Below are 19,072 nucleotides of genomic sequence, written 5' to 3'. Positions count from 1 at the left end.
AATTGTATCTCCAGTGATAGAAGCCGTTGGTAAAGGAATTACTGTAATAGTAACACAATCCGTAAAAGCTTGAGTACAAACTGGTGTCGAATTTGAAGCAGCACCCACTAAACAATACGTTGATGTTGCAGTAGAACTTACCGAAGCATTTCCTGATCCATCTAATACAATCGTACTAGAAACTCCATCAATCGTGTAAGTAATCGTAGCATTTGCCGTTCCTGCAAAATCTATAGTAGCAGAGGTACCTGAACATATAGAAGGTGTAGTAGTCGAAATTGAAACCGTTGGTAATGGATTAATTGTTACGGTGGCTGTTCCGTTTACAGCTCGTGTACAATTTTCAACTGAAGTTACGTCAACTAAAGAGTAAGTAGCATTTGAAGTTAAAACAGGTGTAGTAACTGTTGCCGAACCTGAACTGTTTAAAACAACAGTTTGTGTAGCTCCTAAATAATCTAAATAACTAACAGTAGCCCCAGGTGTTCCACTAATTGTTACAGTAGCAGTTTGACCAGAGCAAATTGTACTTGCACCAATAGCTGCTGTCGGTAATGCATTTACTATTAAATTAAATGAAGTAGTGCTATATTGGGCAGGATTTGCATTGCTTTCCATGCGGACATAAATCACTTGATTTGGTCCTCCTACGTAGGCTGTAGCTGGCAAAGCTAAATTATTATTTGCATCAGCTCCAGCTTGATCTAAATGATAAGTTATTGTAAAATCAGACGCAGTTAAACCTCCCAAAACTGCTGCATTTTGAGTTGTCAAATTAAACGTTTCAGTTCCATTATTAGTAATATCGTCACAGACAATCATGTCTGGTGGTGAACTAGCTTGACATGGAGAAACTACAGCATCAAATTGAGTAATTTGAGCACAAGTATTTCCAAAGGTCTCAACTCTTACATAAAAAGTTGTTACTGTTGCTGTAGTAGTTTGGAGTGCTGGAATTTGGCTTATATTATCGATGGCATTTTGCATAGTTGCATAAAACAAAACATCATAAGTAAAAGGATCTAAACCATTTAAAATAGTTACAGAATTTTCGCTTAAATCAAAATTGTTGTCACAACTAAACAAATTGTTTGGATTGTTATTAATTACAAAGCCAGGTTGATACTCAACTGTAATACAATCTATTTGAGAACAATTCCCGCCACTTCCAACATTACTAGCATTAACACAATAAACACCTGGGCTGCTAACTGAAAGTGTTGGACCTGTTTCTGAAGTAAGGACATTTCCATCAAGAGTCCATTCAAAGTTATAACTAGCTGGATTTAAACCTGTATCTAACACTCTTATATCTCCAGGACAAGGAGCTAAACCATTGGCAATAGTCATGTCAGAAGTTTCAATGCCAACTCCAACAGGATAAGATAAATTTGCAGTACCAACATTAAAACTACCCGCTTCTATAAAAACAGCTGAATCCCAACCACTATCAGGAAACGTTGGACCATAATCTCCGATTGCTAATTTAATACTATATGAATTATTTGGAATTACATTTGCAAAAGCTGTCATTTCAACAGTATAACCTTTCATATTCATAACTGTCGAAGCTGCAGGAAGACCTACGTTGTAAGTGTCAAAAAAAGTTGGATTAACAGACGGACAAGTTGTATTAAAAGCTGTATCACACACATTAGTAACAGACACAGGTGTAGTAGTACCAGGTATTAATGCAAGATTTGTTGAAATTCCAGTTGTTAAATCTGTAAGTATAAAAGCAAATACATCAGAATAATCGCATTGATATGTACCATATTCATTTGAAGCAAAAATAAAATTAAAACTAAAACTATCTGTTAATGGAGTAAAATTAAATTTAATAAAAGAAACATCCGTAAGGACACCTGTATTACCATTTGCTTGACTAATTGCTAACAATTCTGCATCACCTAAGTTTGAACAGACAGATGAAATATTGTTGCCTGAATATTGACCTGATGAGAAATTAACATTTCCGTTTCTCAAAATCATTCCACCGGCAAAACCAAAGTTTGACCCTGTGTAACCAAAGCTACCAACACCACAAAGACCTTGTGTTTGAAAATTAGATACTTGAGCACAAGGAGAGTTAATTAATATATTTTGAACTATATCTTGAACTGAACCTGCACCACTACCAGCAGCAGCAGGATTTACAGTTATAGCTTGTGAAAAACCAACAAAAGCAGAAAATAATATAAATAATAACGTAATTTTTTTCATCATAAAATGGAATTATACCAGAAAAATTGTTTGTTTTAAAAATCAAATATAAACAAAGAATGCAAATAAGTTTAGTAAATTTGCAAAAAAAACAACTTAATCATGTTAAACATAACTATAAAAGCAACCTCTAATAAAGAAATAATCAAATTTGAATTTGAAGATTTTATTACTAAAAATAAAAGTTTTGAATACAAAAATATTGATGAAACAAAAGACTCTCCTTTAGCTAAACAATTGTTTTATCTGCCTTTTGTAAAGACAATTTACATTTCTGGCAATTTTATTGCTATTGAAAAATACTCTATTGTAGAATGGAAAGATGTGCAAGATGAAGTAGCTGAACAAATACAAACCTATATCACAAATGGTGGGGAAATTGTTATAATTAATCCAGATGACAACAAGAAAATTCCTGTTAGCATTTATGCAGAAACAACTCCAAACCCAAATGTATTAAAATTTGTCAGCAATACCATGTTAACAAAAACTGCATTAGAGTGTAAAAACATTGACGAAACTAAAGCATCTCCATTAGCTAAAGAATTATTTAATTTTCCATTTGTAAAGGAAGTTTTCTTTGACGAAAATTACATTTCTATTTCTAAATATGGCGTAAAAGAATGGGAAGAAATTACTTTAGAAATTCGAACCTTTATAAAAGAATATATTGAATCTGGCAAAACAGTTATTGACGAAAGTTTAATTACAAAAACAGAAACACATCAAAAAAGTCAAGAAGCATATTTTGACAAACTTGATATCACTTCACAACAGATAATTAATATTCTTGAAGAATATGTAAAACCAGCCGTTCAAGCAGATGGAGGAAACATTATGTTTGATTCTTATGATGAAAATGAGAAACGCGTAAAAGTGATTTTACAAGGTGCTTGTAGTGGATGTCCTTCTTCAACATTTACTTTGAAAAATGGAATTGAGAATATGTTGAAAGATATGCTAAAAGATGAAGCTATAATTGTTGAAGCTATAAACGCATAAATCTAAATTAAATTCAAAAAAAAGAGCCAATTTTCATTGGCTCTTTTTTTTATTTAGGTTTATTTGCATGCTCATTAAATTCTTTAAATAGCTCTAATAAATTCATAGTCGCTTTTACTAAGTCATTTGTTTCTAAAAGCAATCCGAAATACAATTTACTATTTTTAGGACTATTTTCTGTAGTTCTAATTCTAGCTATTTGTTTCTGGATAAGTAAAGAAATAGCGTCTAATAGTGTATTTTTTTCGTTTAAAATAGCATCTAAACTTGTAAAATCTTCTTTGCTAAAACTTATTTCTAATCTTTCAAATAAGTTCTTCAAGTCAATATCAATAGATTTTAAATCTCTAACTTGATTAAACTTCAAACTCTTATGGTTATTGTTTATATGCGAATAACTATTCGAAGTGATGTATCCAATTGATTGAACCATATCTTGTAAATATCCCAAAATAAGAATATAGAATTTACTAGCTTCAACTGAAGTTTCATCTAGATTTTTAATAAAATAATAAACGTTGTTCTTTAATTCGTCAACTTCTTTTTCTAGTTTTTTAAGTTTCTTTTTATTCTCTTTCAACTTAGCTAAATCTTGAAGTCCAAGATTATCAACAACATCAGAATAAAGACCATTAGTTTTCTTTATTACTCTAGCAATTTGAGATGAACTTTCAGAAATAATTTCTTGAATAGTTACAATATCCTCTTTATTTAATTGCGTTTCATCTTCTTCTTTTTCTTTTGATTTTTTTGAATGATTTCTAGCACTCTTATACATCAAAATAGTAACCAAAATCATTAAAGCAAAAAAGGCAAAAACTTTACCAAATTGCAAAACAATTGTAATTAAACCAGCTGTTAAAAATGCAGCAAAAGCAGTTATAAACCAACCTCCTATAACGTTAATCACTCCCGCTACTCTAAATACTGCACTTTCTCTATCCCAAGCTCTATCGGCAAAAGACGTACCCATTGCTACCATAAAAGTAACATACGTAGTAGATAAAGGTAGTTTTAATGAAGTACCAATAGCAATAAGAATACTTGCAACCATTAAATTAACAGATGCACGAACCATATCAAATGCAGGAGCATCATTCTTATTGATTTTTACATTTGGTTTTTCAAAACGCTTGTCAATATTTAATTGTATTGTTTTAGGCAAAACATAATTTAATCCTTGACCAACATACATAACACCTCTAACAACGACTCTTGATAAATTATTGGCATCGAATTTCTCAGTTCCCTCACTTTGTCTCGACAAATCCACTCCAGTTGCAATAACATCTTTCGCTTTTTTAGATGTCCAAATAGTGTAAACCATAATTAAGCCTCCTAATAAAAGAAGCCAAAAATTAGCTTTTATTTCGCTTGACGCTAAAGCTCCCATCATCATATTTGCATCACTACCGTTGGCAACATAAATGTGATATGATTCTAAGGCAGCCATTGGCACACCTATAAAGTTAACTAAATCATTTCCTGCAAAAGCTAAAGCCAAAGCAAACGTACCAATAATAATTATAATTTTAAAAATATTGACTTTAAGTGTGATTAAGACTTGAGATAGAATAGTCCAAAAAACGAAACTAACTGCAATAATCATTAATTGGTGATCTGTCATGAATTCTTTCAAGTCTTTTGTCATAAAAGAAGAACTCTTAAGTCCTTTGAAAAGAATAAAAAAAGTAATTGCTGTAATTCCAATTCCTCCAAAAATAGCTCCAAAATATTTAACTTTCTTCTCATATTCAAATGAAAATAATATTCTAGATATATATTGTACAAATCCTCCAATAGAAAAAGATAGCACTACAGATAACAAAATACTTGTAATAATCTCTGTTGCTTTTTCTTGATTAATAAATTGCAATAAAGAACCATCAGCATCACCTGAAACTAGTTTATAAGTACCTAAACAAACTGCTCCTCCAAGTAAAGAGAAAACAATAGAAACGGTTGTAGAAGTTGGCAATCCTAATGAATTGAATATATCAAGTAATAATACATCAGTAACCATAACGGCCAAAAATATTATCATTACATCGTTAAATGTAAACATGGATGGTGTGAATATTCCACTTCTAGCAATCTCCATCATTCCACTAGAGAACAAAGCTCCTAACGCTATTCCAATACTTGCAACAATCATTAATGTTTTAAAAGAAACTGCTTTAGAACCAATACCTGAATTCAAAAAATTTACGGCATCATTTGCAACTCCGACCATTAAATCTACTGAAGCCAAAATTGCTAAAGCAACCAACATTACAATATAAATTTGTTCCATTTAATCTTTAATTTTTAATGTTGCAAAATTCCCCTAACTATTCTGGATTAATGTTAAGCCAATGTTATCAATTTGAAAAAATGCAAAATAATAATTTGTGAATTTAGTTATAAATTGTTATATTTAACCTTCAAGTTTATTTTTTAATTTAAATAAAAAGCAAAATGGCAGTATTAAAAGTAATAGAAATTTTATCAAGCTCAGAAAAAAGCTGGGAAGATGCTACTAAAAAAGCAGTTGCACATGCAGGAAAATCTTTAAAACATATCCGCTCGGTTTATGTTCAAGATCAAAGTGCAGCCGTTAAAAATAATGAAGTTACTGAATTTAGAGTAAACTTGAAAATAACATTTGAAATTGAATAACAATCACTTTCAAATTTAAAAAATGCTCTTATTACTGTAAGGGCATTTTTTTTGTAAAATGTTAAACTATTATTAATATAATCACATTCAACACTTCTTAATTTGACAATTTTATCTTAAAGTATATCTTTGTTAAAATTAAAAAATATTATGCCAGAAAAAGAAATTACCACCTATTTTGATTACATTAAAAATTACGTATTAGAATATTCCCCAAAATTAATTTCCGCTTTAATTATTTTATTTGTTGGACTATGGGCAACGAGTATGATAACAAAACTTATTAAGAAATTAATGAGAAAAAGAGAAATTGAACCTACTCTAGTATTATTTATTGGAAACCTTGTGTTTTGGATATTGAGAATTTTAGTTTTAATTACAGTAATTACTCAATTAGGAATAGGGACAAGTTCATTTGTTGCCATACTTGGTGCTGCTGGTTTAGCTGTTGGTTTAGCCTTGCAAGGTTCATTATCTAATTTTGCTGGTGGTGTTCTAATTATTTTACTAAAACCATTTAGAGTTGGCGATGTAATTGAAGCACAAGGCATAATAGGTACCGTAAAAGAAATTAAAATGTTTTCTACATATATAACTTTACCAGAAAACAAACTAGCTATTATTCCTAATGCAAATTTATCTAACGATAAGATTGTTAACTTTACAGTGAACGGAAATTTACGTGTAGATCTTGAGATTGGTGTTGATTATGGTTCAAACTTCAAACAGGTAAAAGAAGTCGTCTTTAATATATTAGAATCTCATCCATTAATATTAAAAGATCCAAAACCTGCTGTTTTTGTAAAAACACTAAACAATAGTTCAGTCGATTTCGCAATTAGACCTTGGTCAAAATCGGAAGATTATTGGACGGTTCGTGCTGAAGTTTTAGAGGCCTGTAAATTAGCCTTTGATGACGCAGGAATTGAAATTCCATATCCACATCAAGTTGAAATTAAGAAAATTGTAAAATAGATTATTTATTTATTAAAAAATCTTTTAAATAATAAGGTTCAAAATAAGCGACATCTACAAAGTCGCTTTTTTTGTACTTTTCAAACGACAAGAAACTCATTTCATTTGCTGATGGATAAACTTTATCATTATGGTAAACAAATTTATTATCTGTTAGTACATCTTTAAACTTTGCAATTCCATCACCAACCAAATGAATTGTTTCATTTATTTCTGAATATGAATACTCATCAATAATTTCCGCTTCTACTGCTCTTGTTTTTATATAATCTACATTGAAAATAGCCGAATATACTTCCATTCGTCTTGCATCTATCATTGGAATAATTAATCCATTTGTAATAGAAATTTTTCTTGCTAATAACTCAAGTGTGTCAATTGCAATCATTGGAATACTTAAAGCATAACACAATCCTTTAGCAGACGAAACTCCGATTCGCAAACCTGTATAGGACCCTGGCCCTTGACTAACAGCGACTGCTTTTAAAACATTAAATTTTAAATTATTCTCTTTTAATAATTCCTCTATAAAAACATGTAATTTTTCCGCATGAGAAAAGTTTTGCTCTGCAATTTCTTTACATGCAATCGTTTTTCCATCTTTTGCAATGGAAACCGAACAGTTTTTTGTAGCTGTTTCTATATTTAAAATTAAGGCCATAGTTGTTTGTTTCGGTACAAAAATACAACCTTTATATTTAGTTCTAAAAATTTCTAAAAACAAAAAAGCATTTCAAGTTAATGAAATGCTTTTTTGTTTTTTATTGAAATTAGAATTTTTTATTTATCCTTTGCTTTCGCTTTTTTATCATCTGCGTTTTCCAATCGAACTTTATCATTAGATGTTAATTCTTTTGAAACTGTTGTATAAGGACCAACGATAATTTCTTCTCCTGGTTTTAATCCTGAAATAATTTCGATATTTGTATCGTCTTGGATTCCTGTTTTAATAACTCTCAGTTTAGCTACATCTCCAACTTTTACAAAAACACATTCAAATTTTTGATCCGATTTTGGAGCTGTTCCTTTTTTCTCTTGATCTTCTTTTTCTAATTCAGCTAAAATATCTTTTTTAACAGAAGTTGTATCGTCTTTTATAACAACTGCACTAATTGGAACAGCAACAATATCAACTTTAGTTTTTGTTATAATATCAACTGTTGCGGTCATTCCTGGTCTAAAAGGAGAATAATTTACAGCTTTTCCTTCCAATAAATCTTGATATGAATCTTTTTCGATTCTAATTTTAACTTTAAAGTTAGTTACCTGATCAGCTGTTAAAGCTGTACTTGCAGAGTTTGAAATACTTGTAACTGTACCTTTGAATTTTCTTTTCAAATAAGCATCAACTTCAATATCTGCTTCATCACCAATACTTACTTTAACAATATCATTTTCATTTACATCAACTTCCACTTCCATATTGTTTAAATTAGCAATACGAAGAATTTCTGTACCAGCCATTTGTTGTGTTCCTAGAACTCGCTCTCCTAATTCTACAGAAAGTAAAGAAACTGTTCCGTCAGCTGGAGCATAAATTGTTGTTCTCCCTAGGTTATCTCTAGCTTCTGTTAAAGTAGCACTTGCACTTTGTACGTTATAATAGGCAGATTGTTTACCGGCAACAGCCACTTCATAGGCAGAAACAATTCTATCCCATTCTGATTTAGAAATCACTCCTTTATCGAATAACGTTTTATTTCTGTCATAATTAGCTTTAGCTTCTTTAACTTGAGCTTCGGCTTGAGTCAAACCAGCTCTTGTATTAGATACAGAAGCAGCTGTTCTGTTTACTCCAGAAACATATATGTCTGGATTAATTTTTACCAACAAATCTCCTTTTTTAACTTGTTGACCTTCTTTTATTGGCAAAGCAATTACTTCTCCAGAAACTTCAGACGAAATTTTAACTTCAACTTCTGGTTGAATTTTTCCTGTAGCGGAAACAGTTTCAACTATTGTCATCTTATTTGCTTTTGCAACTTCAACAATTTTAGTATCATCGTTTCCTCCTTTTCCAAAGATCATAATTCCTGCAACAACGGCTACAATTATTCCTAATACTATAAAAATGGTTTTTTTTGACATGATTTATTGTTTATTTATTAATGGTATTCCAAAATAGAACTCTAAAATTTTAGTTCTAAAAATGTAATCGTATTTTGTTCTTAATAATTCTGATTGCGCATTGTCAAATGCTATTGATGATTGAGAAAAATCAAAAGTATTTAACAATCCTACTTCATATCTTTCTTTTGAGAATTTAAAAGCCTGACTACGTGCGTTTAATGTCTTTTGAGCAGCTTCGTAACTCTTTTTGGCATTAATTACATCATTATAAGCTTGATAAACGCTAGTTTCTAGATCTAATTCTGCTTGTTGTAACAGATATTCTGAACGTTCTTGATTTATTTTTGCTCTTTGAACTCTTCCTCTTGTGGCTAACCCATTAAGAATTGGAACATTTAACTGTAATCCAATCGCTGTTCCATCAAACAATGATAACTGATCGGCAAAATTAAACGGAGTGCTTTCAGACCAACGTGTGTTATAACCAACAAATGCTGACAATGTAGGCAAATAAGAAGATCTTGAAATAGAAACATCTTTTTTAGCAATATCTACATTTGAAAGGGCAATTTTAATATCATTTACAGATTCTTTTGCTTTGGTTAAAATAGTTTGCTGTGTTTCATTACTCAAATCTGTAATAGGTAAATCTATCTCTTCATCAGAAACATCAAAAGTTGCATAATTCTCAATTAATAACATTTGACTTAGGGCAATTTTAGAAATCAAAAGGGTGTTTTCTGCACTAATAATTTGTTGTAGTTGAGTCGCGTCTGTTGCCTGAAGTTCAAAAATATCTCCAGCTGGTAATGAACCTGCATCAATTAATTGTTGTGTTCTAATTAAATTATCTTTAGTGATAGAATTTTGATTAATTAAAACTTTTAATTGCTCTTTATTAAATAAAATTTGCAGATAAGAATTTGCAACAGAAAGTGCAATATCATCTTTCATTTTATCTAAACGATAAGTATTTGCTATTTGATTTAACTTTGAACGCTGTAGTGTTTTCCAGTTAGCTAAACCATTAAACAAAACAACTCCTGAATTAGCTGAAGCTGAAAATGATTTGAAGGTTTGATTTTGAAACTGGTTTGTCACAGGGTTAATACTTGCTCCAGTATTCATACTGTAAGAAGCATTTGCATTCAAAGTTGGCAAAAATCCTCCAATAGCTTCCATTTTTTCAACATCTGAAGTTTTTAAATCCAACTCCGATTGTTTGATGGAAATATTGTTTTTAATGGCATAATCCACACATTCTTCAAGTGTCCATTTTTTATCTTGAGCGGAAACTTGGATTCCAACCAACAAGAGAAAAAGTATAATTTTTTTTGTTATCATTTTGTATTAATTACATTCTGAATTCTCTTATAAGACCAAATTTTCAATAAAATGTTACAGGAAACAATTAAAATTTTAATTTTACATCAAATTATTCTTTTAATATGAAACATTTCGTGTGCTTATTAGCTGTGTTTTTTGTAATTACATTATTTAATTCTTGTGCAACCACTAAGAAGATTGAAGCTTTAAAACCTTTACCTTCAGACGACAGTCCAATGGTTTACAAAAACAAGACTTCTTTTATTGCTATGCCTGTTGAGATTTCTGTAAATGAAATTGAAAATCAACTTAACAAAAATTTATCGGGTTTAATTTATGAAGACGATAATTTAGAAGACGACAATACGCAAATGAAAATTTGGAAGACAGGAAAAATCAAGTTAACTGAGAAAAATGGAGTTATCACTTCTGAAATTCCTTTAAAAATTTGGTCACAATTTAAATATGGAACAGAGTATTTTGGATTGAATGACACGCGTCAAATTAGTTTAGACGGAACAATCACTTTAGAAAGCAAAGCTCATTTAAACAATTGGAAACTAACCACAACATCAAAACTTAAAGATTTTAACTGGAATGAAAGCCCTAGTATTTTAGTAGCTGGAAAGAAAATTCCGATAACATATATCATTAATCCAACCTTATCGATTTTTAAATCAAAAGTTTCTAAAATGATCGATGATGCTATTGATAAATCTTGCGACTTTAAACCCCAAGTTTTGGAAACTTTAGGAGTTATTAGCAAACCTTTTTTGAGTAGTGATGCTTATGAAACTTGGTTTAAGTTAATTCCGATTGAACTTTACGTAACAGATGCAGCATTAAAAAACGGAAAAATAACCATGGATATGGGTTTAAAATGCGACATGCAAACCATGGTTGGAATGGAACCAAGAAATAATTATGACGCAAGCAAAATAATTTTAAAGCCCGTTGCAAAAATGCCAGATAAAGTTACAGTTTCTGTTGCTGCAGTTTCAACTTATCAAAGTGCTTCAAAGATTATTACTAAGAATTTTAAAGGTCAAGAATTTGCTTCGGGAAGTCGAAAAGTAACCGTTCAACATGTTGAAATTTGGCAAAAAGACAAAAAAATAATTATTGCTTTAGACTTAACAGGAAGTTTGAATGGAACTATTTATTTATCGGGTTATCCTAACTTCAATGCATTATCAAAAGAAATTTATTTTGATGAGTTAAATTATGTTTTAAATACAAAAAGCGTTTTGTTAAAATCTGCAAATTGGTTGTTACAAGGCACCATATTAAATAAGATAAAAGAAAGTTGTCGTTATTCTATTCAAGAAAACTTAGACGAAGGAAAAAAGAACATGGAACCTTATTTGAATAATTATTCCCCAATGAAAGGTGTTTTTGTAAATGGTTCTTTGGATGATTTTAATTTTGAAAAAGTAGAATTAACCAATAAAGCCATCATTGCATTCATTACAACTTCTGGTAAAATGAATATTAAAATTGATGGATTGGAATAAATTCAATGTGGTATAAATTACTTCTTAGCATACTTTAACTTATAAACTGCAAAACCAACTAATGCTACTAAAATATAGGGTATCACCATTAAAAAGACAATTCCGTCATTGACTGCTTCTGCTTGTACTGTGTTTTCGTTATTTTGTAGAGCTGCTCTGCACATGGCACATTGAGCTTGAGAAGCTAGAGGCAATAAGAAAGATGCAAGAAGCAAGAAGATTGGTGTTTTAAACCTAATTTCTTTTCTCTTTTCTCTTTTCTCTTTTCTCTTTTTTATTTTTTCTTTAACTAGCATAATATGGAGCAATCATTAAATAAACTACAACACCTGTTACAGCAACATATAACCAAATTGGAAACGTAATTTTTGCTATTTTTTTGTGTCTATCAAATCTTTGGGCTAAAGCTCTAACATAAGTTATCAAAACCAAAGGAATTATAATGACTGATAAAATAATATGAGATATTAATATTGGATAATATATAAAGCCTAAATCACCACCATATTTTGTAGAGTCTGATGTCATGTGATAAGCAACATACATTACTAAAAACAAAACTGAACAAAGTATGGCTAGCTTCATTAATCTTTCATGTAAAACCCTATTTCCATTTTTGATGGCAATTACTGCCGAAACCAGCAAAATTGCCGTAAATCCATTTATAGATGCATAAATTGGAGGCAAAAACGACAATGGCTCCACATCAAAACCCATTTTACGTAAGTTTACACCAAATAAAATAGCTACAGCTATTGGAATTATAATGGATAAAGCAATTATTAACTTGTTATATTTTGTCTCAATGTTATTTTTTTCCATTCGAAATTTGTTATTGTTATTGAGCTTGGAAATTTATTCTTCCAATAGTTTTTTAATATCTTCTTTTATTGCTTTAATTCCAGCTGGTTCTAATCCGTCATAAAAATAAATTGGATTATTAAAACTGTCTTTTCTACTTCTGATCATTCCTTTTTTGTCGATTAAGGCAAACATACCTGAATGATATAATCCTCCTGGTTCTTTTTCATCTTCACCAGCATTTAATTTGAATCTTTTTTCGGCTAAATCAAAAACATATTTTTTATCACCTCTTAATAAATGCCAATTGTAATGTTTAACACCTAATTCTTTGGCATGTTCTTTCAAAACTTCAACAGTATCGTTATCTGGATCGATGGTAATTGACGCTATTCCGAAATCAGGTTTACCATAAAACTCTTTTTGTAGCTCAAGCATGTTTTGATTCATTATAGGGCAAATTGTTGGACAGGTTGTAAAGAAAAATTCCACAACGTATACTTTACCTAAATAATCTTTGTTAGTAATTGTCTTATTATCTTGATCGGTAAGAGAAAAATCGGGAACTGGTCCCATTTCCATTAAATCTGATTTTTGAAATTTAGCTATTATTTTTGGCACAGCCCAAATTCCGAAAATTAAAATAATGAATGAAATTCCGATATATGATTTATTCTTCATTAGATTTTGCGTTTATTGTTACGTTTTAAAGCCAAACGATATTCCGCAAGTATAACTTTTACATCGTCGCTCATGTTGTTATGCAAATCAGCAGCAGAAATTGTATTATACCCTTCTTTATATTCTTCCTCTCCTTTAAGATCTTTACCTTTTCTTCCTCTAAGATTTAAATCTTTATCAATGATATAGACATTTGAAGTTCCAATAGCTGGATTTAAAGTTTCGGTAAGTTTTAAACTCTTGTGAAAGTTAGCAATAGAATCGTGTGTAGTAAAAACAAAATTCCAACCTGACAAATCAGAAATAGAGCCAAGTTCTGCAATTATAGACTTTATATCATCTTGTGTTCCATCTGGAGCAATCATCACAATTTGAAAATCAGTAAACTCTTTGTTTTTATTATAAATTTTTTGATTTAAGTTGAATAGATTTCCTTTTTCAGTAAGGACATCGTCTCCCAAAAAACCGAGAATTGTAATTTTTTCTTTAAGTTGTACTTTTTGATTTGAAAGAGAATTCCAATTCGGAATTTCATTAACGTTTTTTGTTAATGTTGGAAGATTAACAAATTTGTTTACACCCGTTGCGAAAAACATATAAACAACTAAAGGCAATATGAAAAGGATGATTAATATTATTTTCTTTCCCATTTTAAATACTTATTTTTTGTATAGTACAAAGATAAAAAAATCCCGATGTTTATCGGGATTTAATTTTTATATTAAAATGTTAAAAATTCCATTTTATTGTTCCAGTTTTAAAGATATCGTAAATATAATCTCCTTCTATAAGCAGTATGAAACATAAATATAATATCAAAAAAACCAATGGAGCAACAATTGAAGTTCTTAAGCTTTTTTTCTCACCTTCTAAGTGCATAAATGCCCAAACGATGTAATATGCTTTTACAATTGTAAGAATTATGAACAACCAGTTCAATAAATTCATTTTTAAAAAGTCTGTTTTGAAAAGAAAATCTGGTCTTACAATACCAAATGCAACTTCTATAATTGTTATTACAGAAAGAAGTCCAAATACAAACCAAATTCTTTTAGTGTTAGATTCGTGTGCGTGTGCCATAATTACTATGCTTTATTTTTATTATACTAAATAGAAGAATGTGAATACAAATACCCAAACTAAATCTACAAAGTGCCAATATAATCCTACTTTTTCAACCATTTCATAACTTCCTCTTTTTTCATATGTTCCTAATAAAACATTGAAGAAGATTATAATATTGATTAATACTCCAGTAAATACGTGGAAACCGTGAAAACCTGTAATAAAGAAAAAGAAATTTGCGAATAATTTTTGACCGTATTCATTTCTAATCAAATTAGCTCCTTCGACAACATAATGAGCAGAAGCCATTCTTTTTAGAGACTCTTCTCTCGAAAGCACTACTTTATGCTTATCCACAATTTGTTCTGTTCTAACTAAGATATCTGGATGATTTTTAAAACCTTCCATAACCTCTTCTACAGAATAAGTAGGCAAAGGATCTTCAGAAATAAACCAGAAAGCTTTACTTTTTGTTAATTGCTCTCTTTCCTTAGGTAGATGTGCAGCGAAATCTGCCAATGCAACTCTTTCACCTTCCTTATCCACAAATTGAAGTATTGATCCTCCTTTTGTTTCTATTGCTCCAAATTCACCTTTGATAAAGTTTTTCCATTCCCAAGCTTGAGAACCCAAGAATATTAAACCACCAACAATTGTTAAAAGCATGTAAAATGCGACTTTACCTTTATTTAACTGATGACCTGCATCAACAGCTAATACCATTGTTACAGAAGAAAATATAAGAATAAAAGTCATTAAAGCCACGTAATACATTGGTGCTTCTACACCGTGCAAAAATGGAAAGTGAGTAAAAACCTCATCAGCAATAGGCCAAGTTTCTACAAATTTAAATCTTGAAAACCCGTAAGCAGCAAGAAATGCTGAAAATGTAAGTGCATCAGACACGATGAAAAACCACATCATCAATTTACCATAGGTTCCTCCCATTGGTCCTGGTCCTCCGTCTAAAGCGTGTTCATGTGAAGTAACTGTTGCTTCCATAAATTAATTTATTGTTAAAAAGTGCTCAAATTTATTGTTTTTTTTCTATTTGTAAAAGTAGAAAAATAAAAACAGATAAATCCATATAAAATCCATAAAGTGCCAATACATCGCACTAAGCTCAATACCAAGGGTTTGAGAGGGATTGTATTTTTGTTTAAAATGATTATAAATTACTATTAATAGTGAAATGATTCCTCCTAAAAGATGTGCGATGTGCACAATGACTGCAATATACAAAAATGAAGTGGTAACATTACTTTCACTTCCAGTAAAAAAATACCCATTTGCAACAACCTGTGAAAAACCTTCAAGTTGTAATAAAATGAATGCAATACCTAAAGACAACGTCGTTAACAAAAGAATTGTTGTTAGTTTTCGGTTATCTGATTTCATTGCTTTGTAAGCTCCATAAAAAGTAAAACTACTAATAAATATTACAATTGTACTGTAAATAAATGCACTTGGTAGTTGAAAATCATTTAACCAATCTGGTCTAGATTTGCTAACTACGTATGCACTAGATAATCCAGCAAAAATCATAAAAATACTAATCATTCCAAAAAGGAGTAGCATTTTGTACGTTTTTCCTTTTCTAGCTTCTTGTTCTTCTAATGTCATCATAATTTATTATTTTAAATAAACTTATCTATTACGTAAATAATTTGAAGCAATGTTATATAAGACACACTTACCAACATTAACTTTCTTGCCGCAGTTGCATCCATTTTGTTGTATAATTTGAAAGCGTAAAACAACATCCAAAGTCCTAACAAAAATATGATAACTGCTGCACCTATTGAAATACGAAATTTACCCGTAAATCCTAAAACCGGAATTAAAGACGCAATAATGGTCCAAATTGTGTATAATATAACCTGTAAAGCTGTTTTCTTATCCCTTTTACCTGTTGGTAACATAAAAAAACCTGCTTTTTTATAATCATCGAATAAAAACCAACCAATAGCCCAAAAATGTGGAAATTGCCAAAAGAATTGAATAATAAAAAGAGCTCCCGCTTCAATTCCAAAAGTCCCAGTAGCTGCAACCCATCCTAACATATAAGGAATTGCACCTGGAAAAGCTCCAACAAAAACAGACAAAGGAGTTATTGTTTTTAAAGGTGTGTATAAACTCACATACATGAATATAGAAATAGCTCCAAAAAGTGCTGTTTTTTGATTAACTGAATATAAAATTGCTAATCCTAAAACGGTCAAGATACAACCAAGTATAAAAGCATTGTTTTTTGAAATTGTTCCTGAAGGTAACGGTCGATTTTTAGTCCTATCCATTAAGGCATCTAAATCTTTTTCAATAATTTGGTTGAAAACATTTGAAGCTCCAACCATACAATAACCACCAATTGAAAGCAACAACAAAACTTTTAATGCACTACTATTCCAATGATCAACTCCAAGAGCATATCCTGCTAAGGTTGAAAACATTACACTAATGGTTAAACGGGCTTTTGTAATTGCCGTAAAAACACTGAATAGTGAAGGGTTAGTAAGTGGTTGATTTGATGAACTCAAAATAAAATAATTGTCTTTTTTTATCGAGTGCAAAGATAGTGATAAGATTTTTTATTTATAGCACAAAACACATTGATTTAACATCTGTTTTAATTGAAATAATAATTTCCTAAAAAAAATCGATTAATAATCAAAATACCAATTAAACAAATCTGTTTTTAATCCCGCAGAAAACCAAGTCGTTGTTGAGGATTTTGTAATTAAATCTTCTGTTGTTGGATTAAAATCTCTAAACATTAAATTGGCAAAAACTTTCATGTTTGAAGATGGATTTAGAATATATCCTGCTTGAAAATCTGCAATGATTAAGGTAGTTTTATTTCCTTGCCCTACTATTACTCCTCTATCAAAAGGTCTGTTGTCATCATAATTCAAATAAATATTTCCACCATAGTTGTTATTATTTATACCATCTGTATAATCTAAACCTTGAAAACCATAATTAATTTTAGCTTGCAAAAAATACCTCCCTTTATTATATCTAGCAATTGCGACCAACTCACTTGCATTTGCTCCCCAGTTATGGCCCATACTTTGATTATTGTGACCATAGTTGGTTATCACGTTACTGTGCGCATAAACATAAGGTCTAATTCTATTATATTCTAACTGTAAAGTAAGATTGTCAATTCCAAAAGCGTTATAGTACTTTGCTCCTATTTGATAGGCAAATTTGTTTTTCCAACTCTTATCTCTAGCTTTTACATCACCAATTGAAAATTCATCTAACAAAAATTGCGCGTAAAAATTAATACTGTTGTTAAACTTATATTTAGTTGTTAATCCTAATAAAGCATTTCCAGATCTTGAAGATGATGAAAATTCAACGGCTCTATAAAATATAATAGGATTGACAAAGTTGACGTCAAACCCTCTATCATTGTCATTTCCCCAAACTACACTTTCAAAGAAACCAATATTCATTCGTTTAGAAACATTCCAACTTAAATAATGATTCGCCATGAATTTGGTAGTGTACGTTCTATCAATTGTAGCTTCCGGACGAACATCTTTTAACCACATGTAAGTATTTGTATATTTAATTTTCCAGAACGAAGTATTGATTTTAAAAAATGGATAAGGACTTGTTCCATCACCTTGAAGTAATGAGCGATAACCATCCCCTATAAAATTTCTTCCATAGCCCAATTGCAAATCAACAAATTTACTTGGTGTATATTTTATATTTGCTTCGGCCAACGGAAAATCATATGCATTGTCTTTAAATTGTTTTGCAATTCCAATTCCAGGAATTATGGCAGGATTTCCACCTGAAGGCTTTATGTTATTAGCGTATTCATTATAATAATCTGCAAATAAACCTTGTGATTCATAAATCTGTGTAGAAAAACTTAATTGTTCCCCTAATTGCCCGTTTACAGAAACTCCTCTTGTATTTACGTATGTATAATTGTTATCGCTACCAAAATCTTTCCCTACGTTTAGGTTTAGAATTGGATTTATTGTAAACCAATAACCATCTCCTTGAATAGCTACAAGGTTTTCATTCCATAGCTTTCTACCCCACCATGATTTTTTATCTTTTTTGATTTTTTCGTACTCAGCATCAAAATCATAATATTTAGCAACTTCGGCATAAGAATAAGGTTTTGAAGCTGTATGATTATTACTGCCTACAAGATTTAAATTTTGATCGAAATAAGCGTAATTAGCATGTGTAAAAGGCAAATTATTGTTTCCTTTATAAATACTGTTTTTATATTCTTGAAGTTTTATATCTTCATATTCTGTTAATTCGGCAAACTTCTCCGTTTTTTTATTTTTTTCAATTACCTTATTTTGATTAGCCATACTTACAAAAGTAGAATCTAGTGGAATTGGGATAGTTATAGTATATTTTGCATAAGTTTTTCTTCCTTGATATGTTGCTGGTTTAACCTTTTCTAACAAATCAAAAACACGTTTTGTTTCATTTTTTAAATCTTCAGAATAGGCTTCTGTATAAAGAATTTTAAATTTCCCAATGGTATCGACTTCAAAAAGCGCATAAACCTTGCCATTGTAAGAATTAGCAGATTCAGGAATTTTAAAATTGGATAAGATATGTTTTTGAAGATTTTCGTAAAAACAATCTTTATTGCTTAAGACTTGATTGTCTTCACAACTTTTAAATTGCGGAAAAACTTCATTGTTGTTTTCTTGTGCTAATACAATTTGGCCAACCAACACTAGAAAAAATATAATTCTATATTTCATTTT

18 protein-coding genes are annotated in these 19,072 nt (G+C 30.3%); 4 read left to right on the top strand and 14 right to left on the bottom strand.

Annotated features, from left to right (window positions below; genetic code table 11):
• The coding region (locus G507_RS0107105; RefSeq protein ID WP_026716856.1) for a choice-of-anchor L domain-containing protein at window positions 1-2,226 on the bottom strand (2,226 nt) is incomplete at its 3' end.
• 99 nt (window positions 2,227-2,325) lie between these two features.
• Here G507_RS0107105 and G507_RS0107100 point away from each other — a divergent pair.
• Window positions 2,326-3,225: a NifU family protein gene (locus G507_RS0107100; protein WP_026716855.1), complete on the top strand. Its 900-nt coding sequence runs from the start codon at window positions 2,326-2,328 to the stop codon at window positions 3,223-3,225.
• A 49-nt stretch (window positions 3,226-3,274) separates the two neighbouring features.
• Here G507_RS0107100 and G507_RS0107095 read toward each other — a convergent pair whose 3' ends face one another.
• Window positions 3,275-5,518 (bottom strand): inorganic phosphate transporter, encoded by a 2,244-nt coding sequence (locus G507_RS0107095; protein ID WP_026716854.1) that lies wholly within the window; start codon window positions 5,516-5,518, stop codon window positions 3,275-3,277.
• 164 nt (window positions 5,519-5,682) lie between these two features.
• Here G507_RS0107095 and G507_RS0107090 point away from each other — a divergent pair, with 164 nt between their 5' ends.
• Window positions 5,683-5,883: a dodecin family protein gene (locus tag G507_RS0107090; RefSeq protein WP_026716853.1), complete on the top strand. Its 201-nt coding sequence runs from the start codon at window positions 5,683-5,685 to the stop codon at window positions 5,881-5,883.
• Window positions 5,884-6,033: 150 nt separating this feature from the next.
• A complete protein-coding gene (locus G507_RS0107085; RefSeq protein ID WP_026716852.1) occupies window positions 6,034-6,858 on the top strand; it encodes a mechanosensitive ion channel family protein in 825 nt (274 codons plus the stop codon).
• 1 nt (window position 6,859) lies between these two features.
• Here the strand turns inward: G507_RS0107085 and tsaB are convergent, their stop codons facing one another.
• The 3 genes from tsaB to G507_RS0107070 form a co-directional block, all read right to left on the bottom strand.
• Complete coding sequence (gene tsaB / locus G507_RS0107080) at window positions 6,860-7,519, bottom strand: tRNA (adenosine(37)-N6)-threonylcarbamoyltransferase complex dimerization subunit type 1 TsaB (RefSeq protein ID WP_026716851.1); 660 nt, start codon at window positions 7,517-7,519, stop codon at window positions 6,860-6,862.
• A gap of 119 nt (window positions 7,520-7,638) precedes the next feature.
• A complete protein-coding gene (locus G507_RS0107075; protein ID WP_026716850.1) occupies window positions 7,639-8,946 on the bottom strand; it encodes an efflux RND transporter periplasmic adaptor subunit in 1,308 nt (435 codons plus the stop codon).
• A 3-nt stretch (window positions 8,947-8,949) separates the two neighbouring features.
• Window positions 8,950-10,272, bottom strand: coding sequence for a TolC family protein (locus G507_RS0107070; protein ID WP_051191515.1), 1,323 nt, complete (start codon window positions 10,270-10,272; stop codon window positions 8,950-8,952).
• A 104-nt stretch (window positions 10,273-10,376) separates the two neighbouring features.
• On the opposite strand from G507_RS0107070, the gene G507_RS0107065 reads away from it, so the two are divergent.
• Complete coding sequence (locus tag G507_RS0107065; RefSeq protein WP_026716848.1) at window positions 10,377-11,768, top strand: DUF4403 family protein; 1,392 nt, start codon at window positions 10,377-10,379, stop codon at window positions 11,766-11,768.
• A gap of 17 nt (window positions 11,769-11,785) precedes the next feature.
• Here G507_RS0107065 and G507_RS0107060 read toward each other — a convergent pair whose 3' ends face one another.
• The 9 genes from G507_RS0107060 to G507_RS0107020 form a co-directional block, all read right to left on the bottom strand.
• Entirely contained in the window at window positions 11,786-12,064 is a 279-nt protein-coding gene (locus G507_RS0107060; protein WP_026716847.1) for a hypothetical protein, read from the bottom strand.
• Window positions 12,054-12,590, bottom strand: coding sequence for a DUF420 domain-containing protein (locus G507_RS0107055; RefSeq protein WP_026716846.1), 537 nt, complete (start codon window positions 12,588-12,590; stop codon window positions 12,054-12,056). Before G507_RS0107055 ends, G507_RS0107060 begins: the two co-directional genes overlap by 11 nt.
• A 33-nt stretch (window positions 12,591-12,623) precedes the next feature.
• On the bottom strand, window positions 12,624-13,250 hold the full coding sequence (locus G507_RS0107050) for an SCO family protein (protein WP_026716845.1): 627 nt from the start codon (window positions 13,248-13,250) through the stop codon (window positions 12,624-12,626).
• Window positions 13,250-13,900, bottom strand: a complete 651-nt coding sequence (locus G507_RS0107045) for a hypothetical protein (protein WP_026716844.1) — start codon at window positions 13,898-13,900, stop codon at window positions 13,250-13,252. The genes G507_RS0107050 and G507_RS0107045 overlap by 1 nt, the downstream gene beginning before the upstream one ends.
• Before the next feature lie 79 nt (window positions 13,901-13,979).
• A complete protein-coding gene (locus G507_RS0107040) occupies window positions 13,980-14,330 on the bottom strand; it encodes a cytochrome C oxidase subunit IV family protein (protein WP_026716843.1) in 351 nt (116 codons plus the stop codon).
• 21 nt (window positions 14,331-14,351) lie between these two features.
• Complete coding sequence (locus G507_RS0107035) at window positions 14,352-15,317, bottom strand: cytochrome c oxidase subunit 3 (RefSeq protein WP_026716842.1); 966 nt, start codon at window positions 15,315-15,317, stop codon at window positions 14,352-14,354.
• 45 nt (window positions 15,318-15,362) lie between these two features.
• Complete coding sequence (locus tag G507_RS0107030; protein WP_157496504.1) at window positions 15,363-15,941, bottom strand: cytochrome c oxidase subunit 3; 579 nt, start codon at window positions 15,939-15,941, stop codon at window positions 15,363-15,365.
• Window positions 15,942-15,952: 11 nt separating this feature from the next.
• Window positions 15,953-16,852 carry a heme o synthase gene (gene cyoE, locus G507_RS0107025; protein ID WP_026716840.1) on the bottom strand — a complete coding sequence of 300 codons (900 nt, stop codon included), beginning with the start codon at window positions 16,850-16,852 and terminating at the stop codon, window positions 15,953-15,955.
• 123 nt (window positions 16,853-16,975) lie between these two features.
• Window positions 16,976-19,069 (bottom strand): hypothetical protein, encoded by a 2,094-nt coding sequence (locus G507_RS0107020; RefSeq protein WP_026716839.1) that lies wholly within the window; start codon window positions 19,067-19,069, stop codon window positions 16,976-16,978.
• Window positions 19,070-19,072 lie beyond the last annotated feature (3 nt).

Source organism: Flavobacterium gelidilacus DSM 15343 (genome assembly GCF_000422685.1).
Lineage (GTDB): Bacteria > Bacteroidota > Bacteroidia > Flavobacteriales > Flavobacteriaceae > Flavobacterium > Flavobacterium gelidilacus.
Note: the sequence above shows the minus strand (reverse complement) of the source record. Positions and strands in the feature narration are given on the sequence as shown.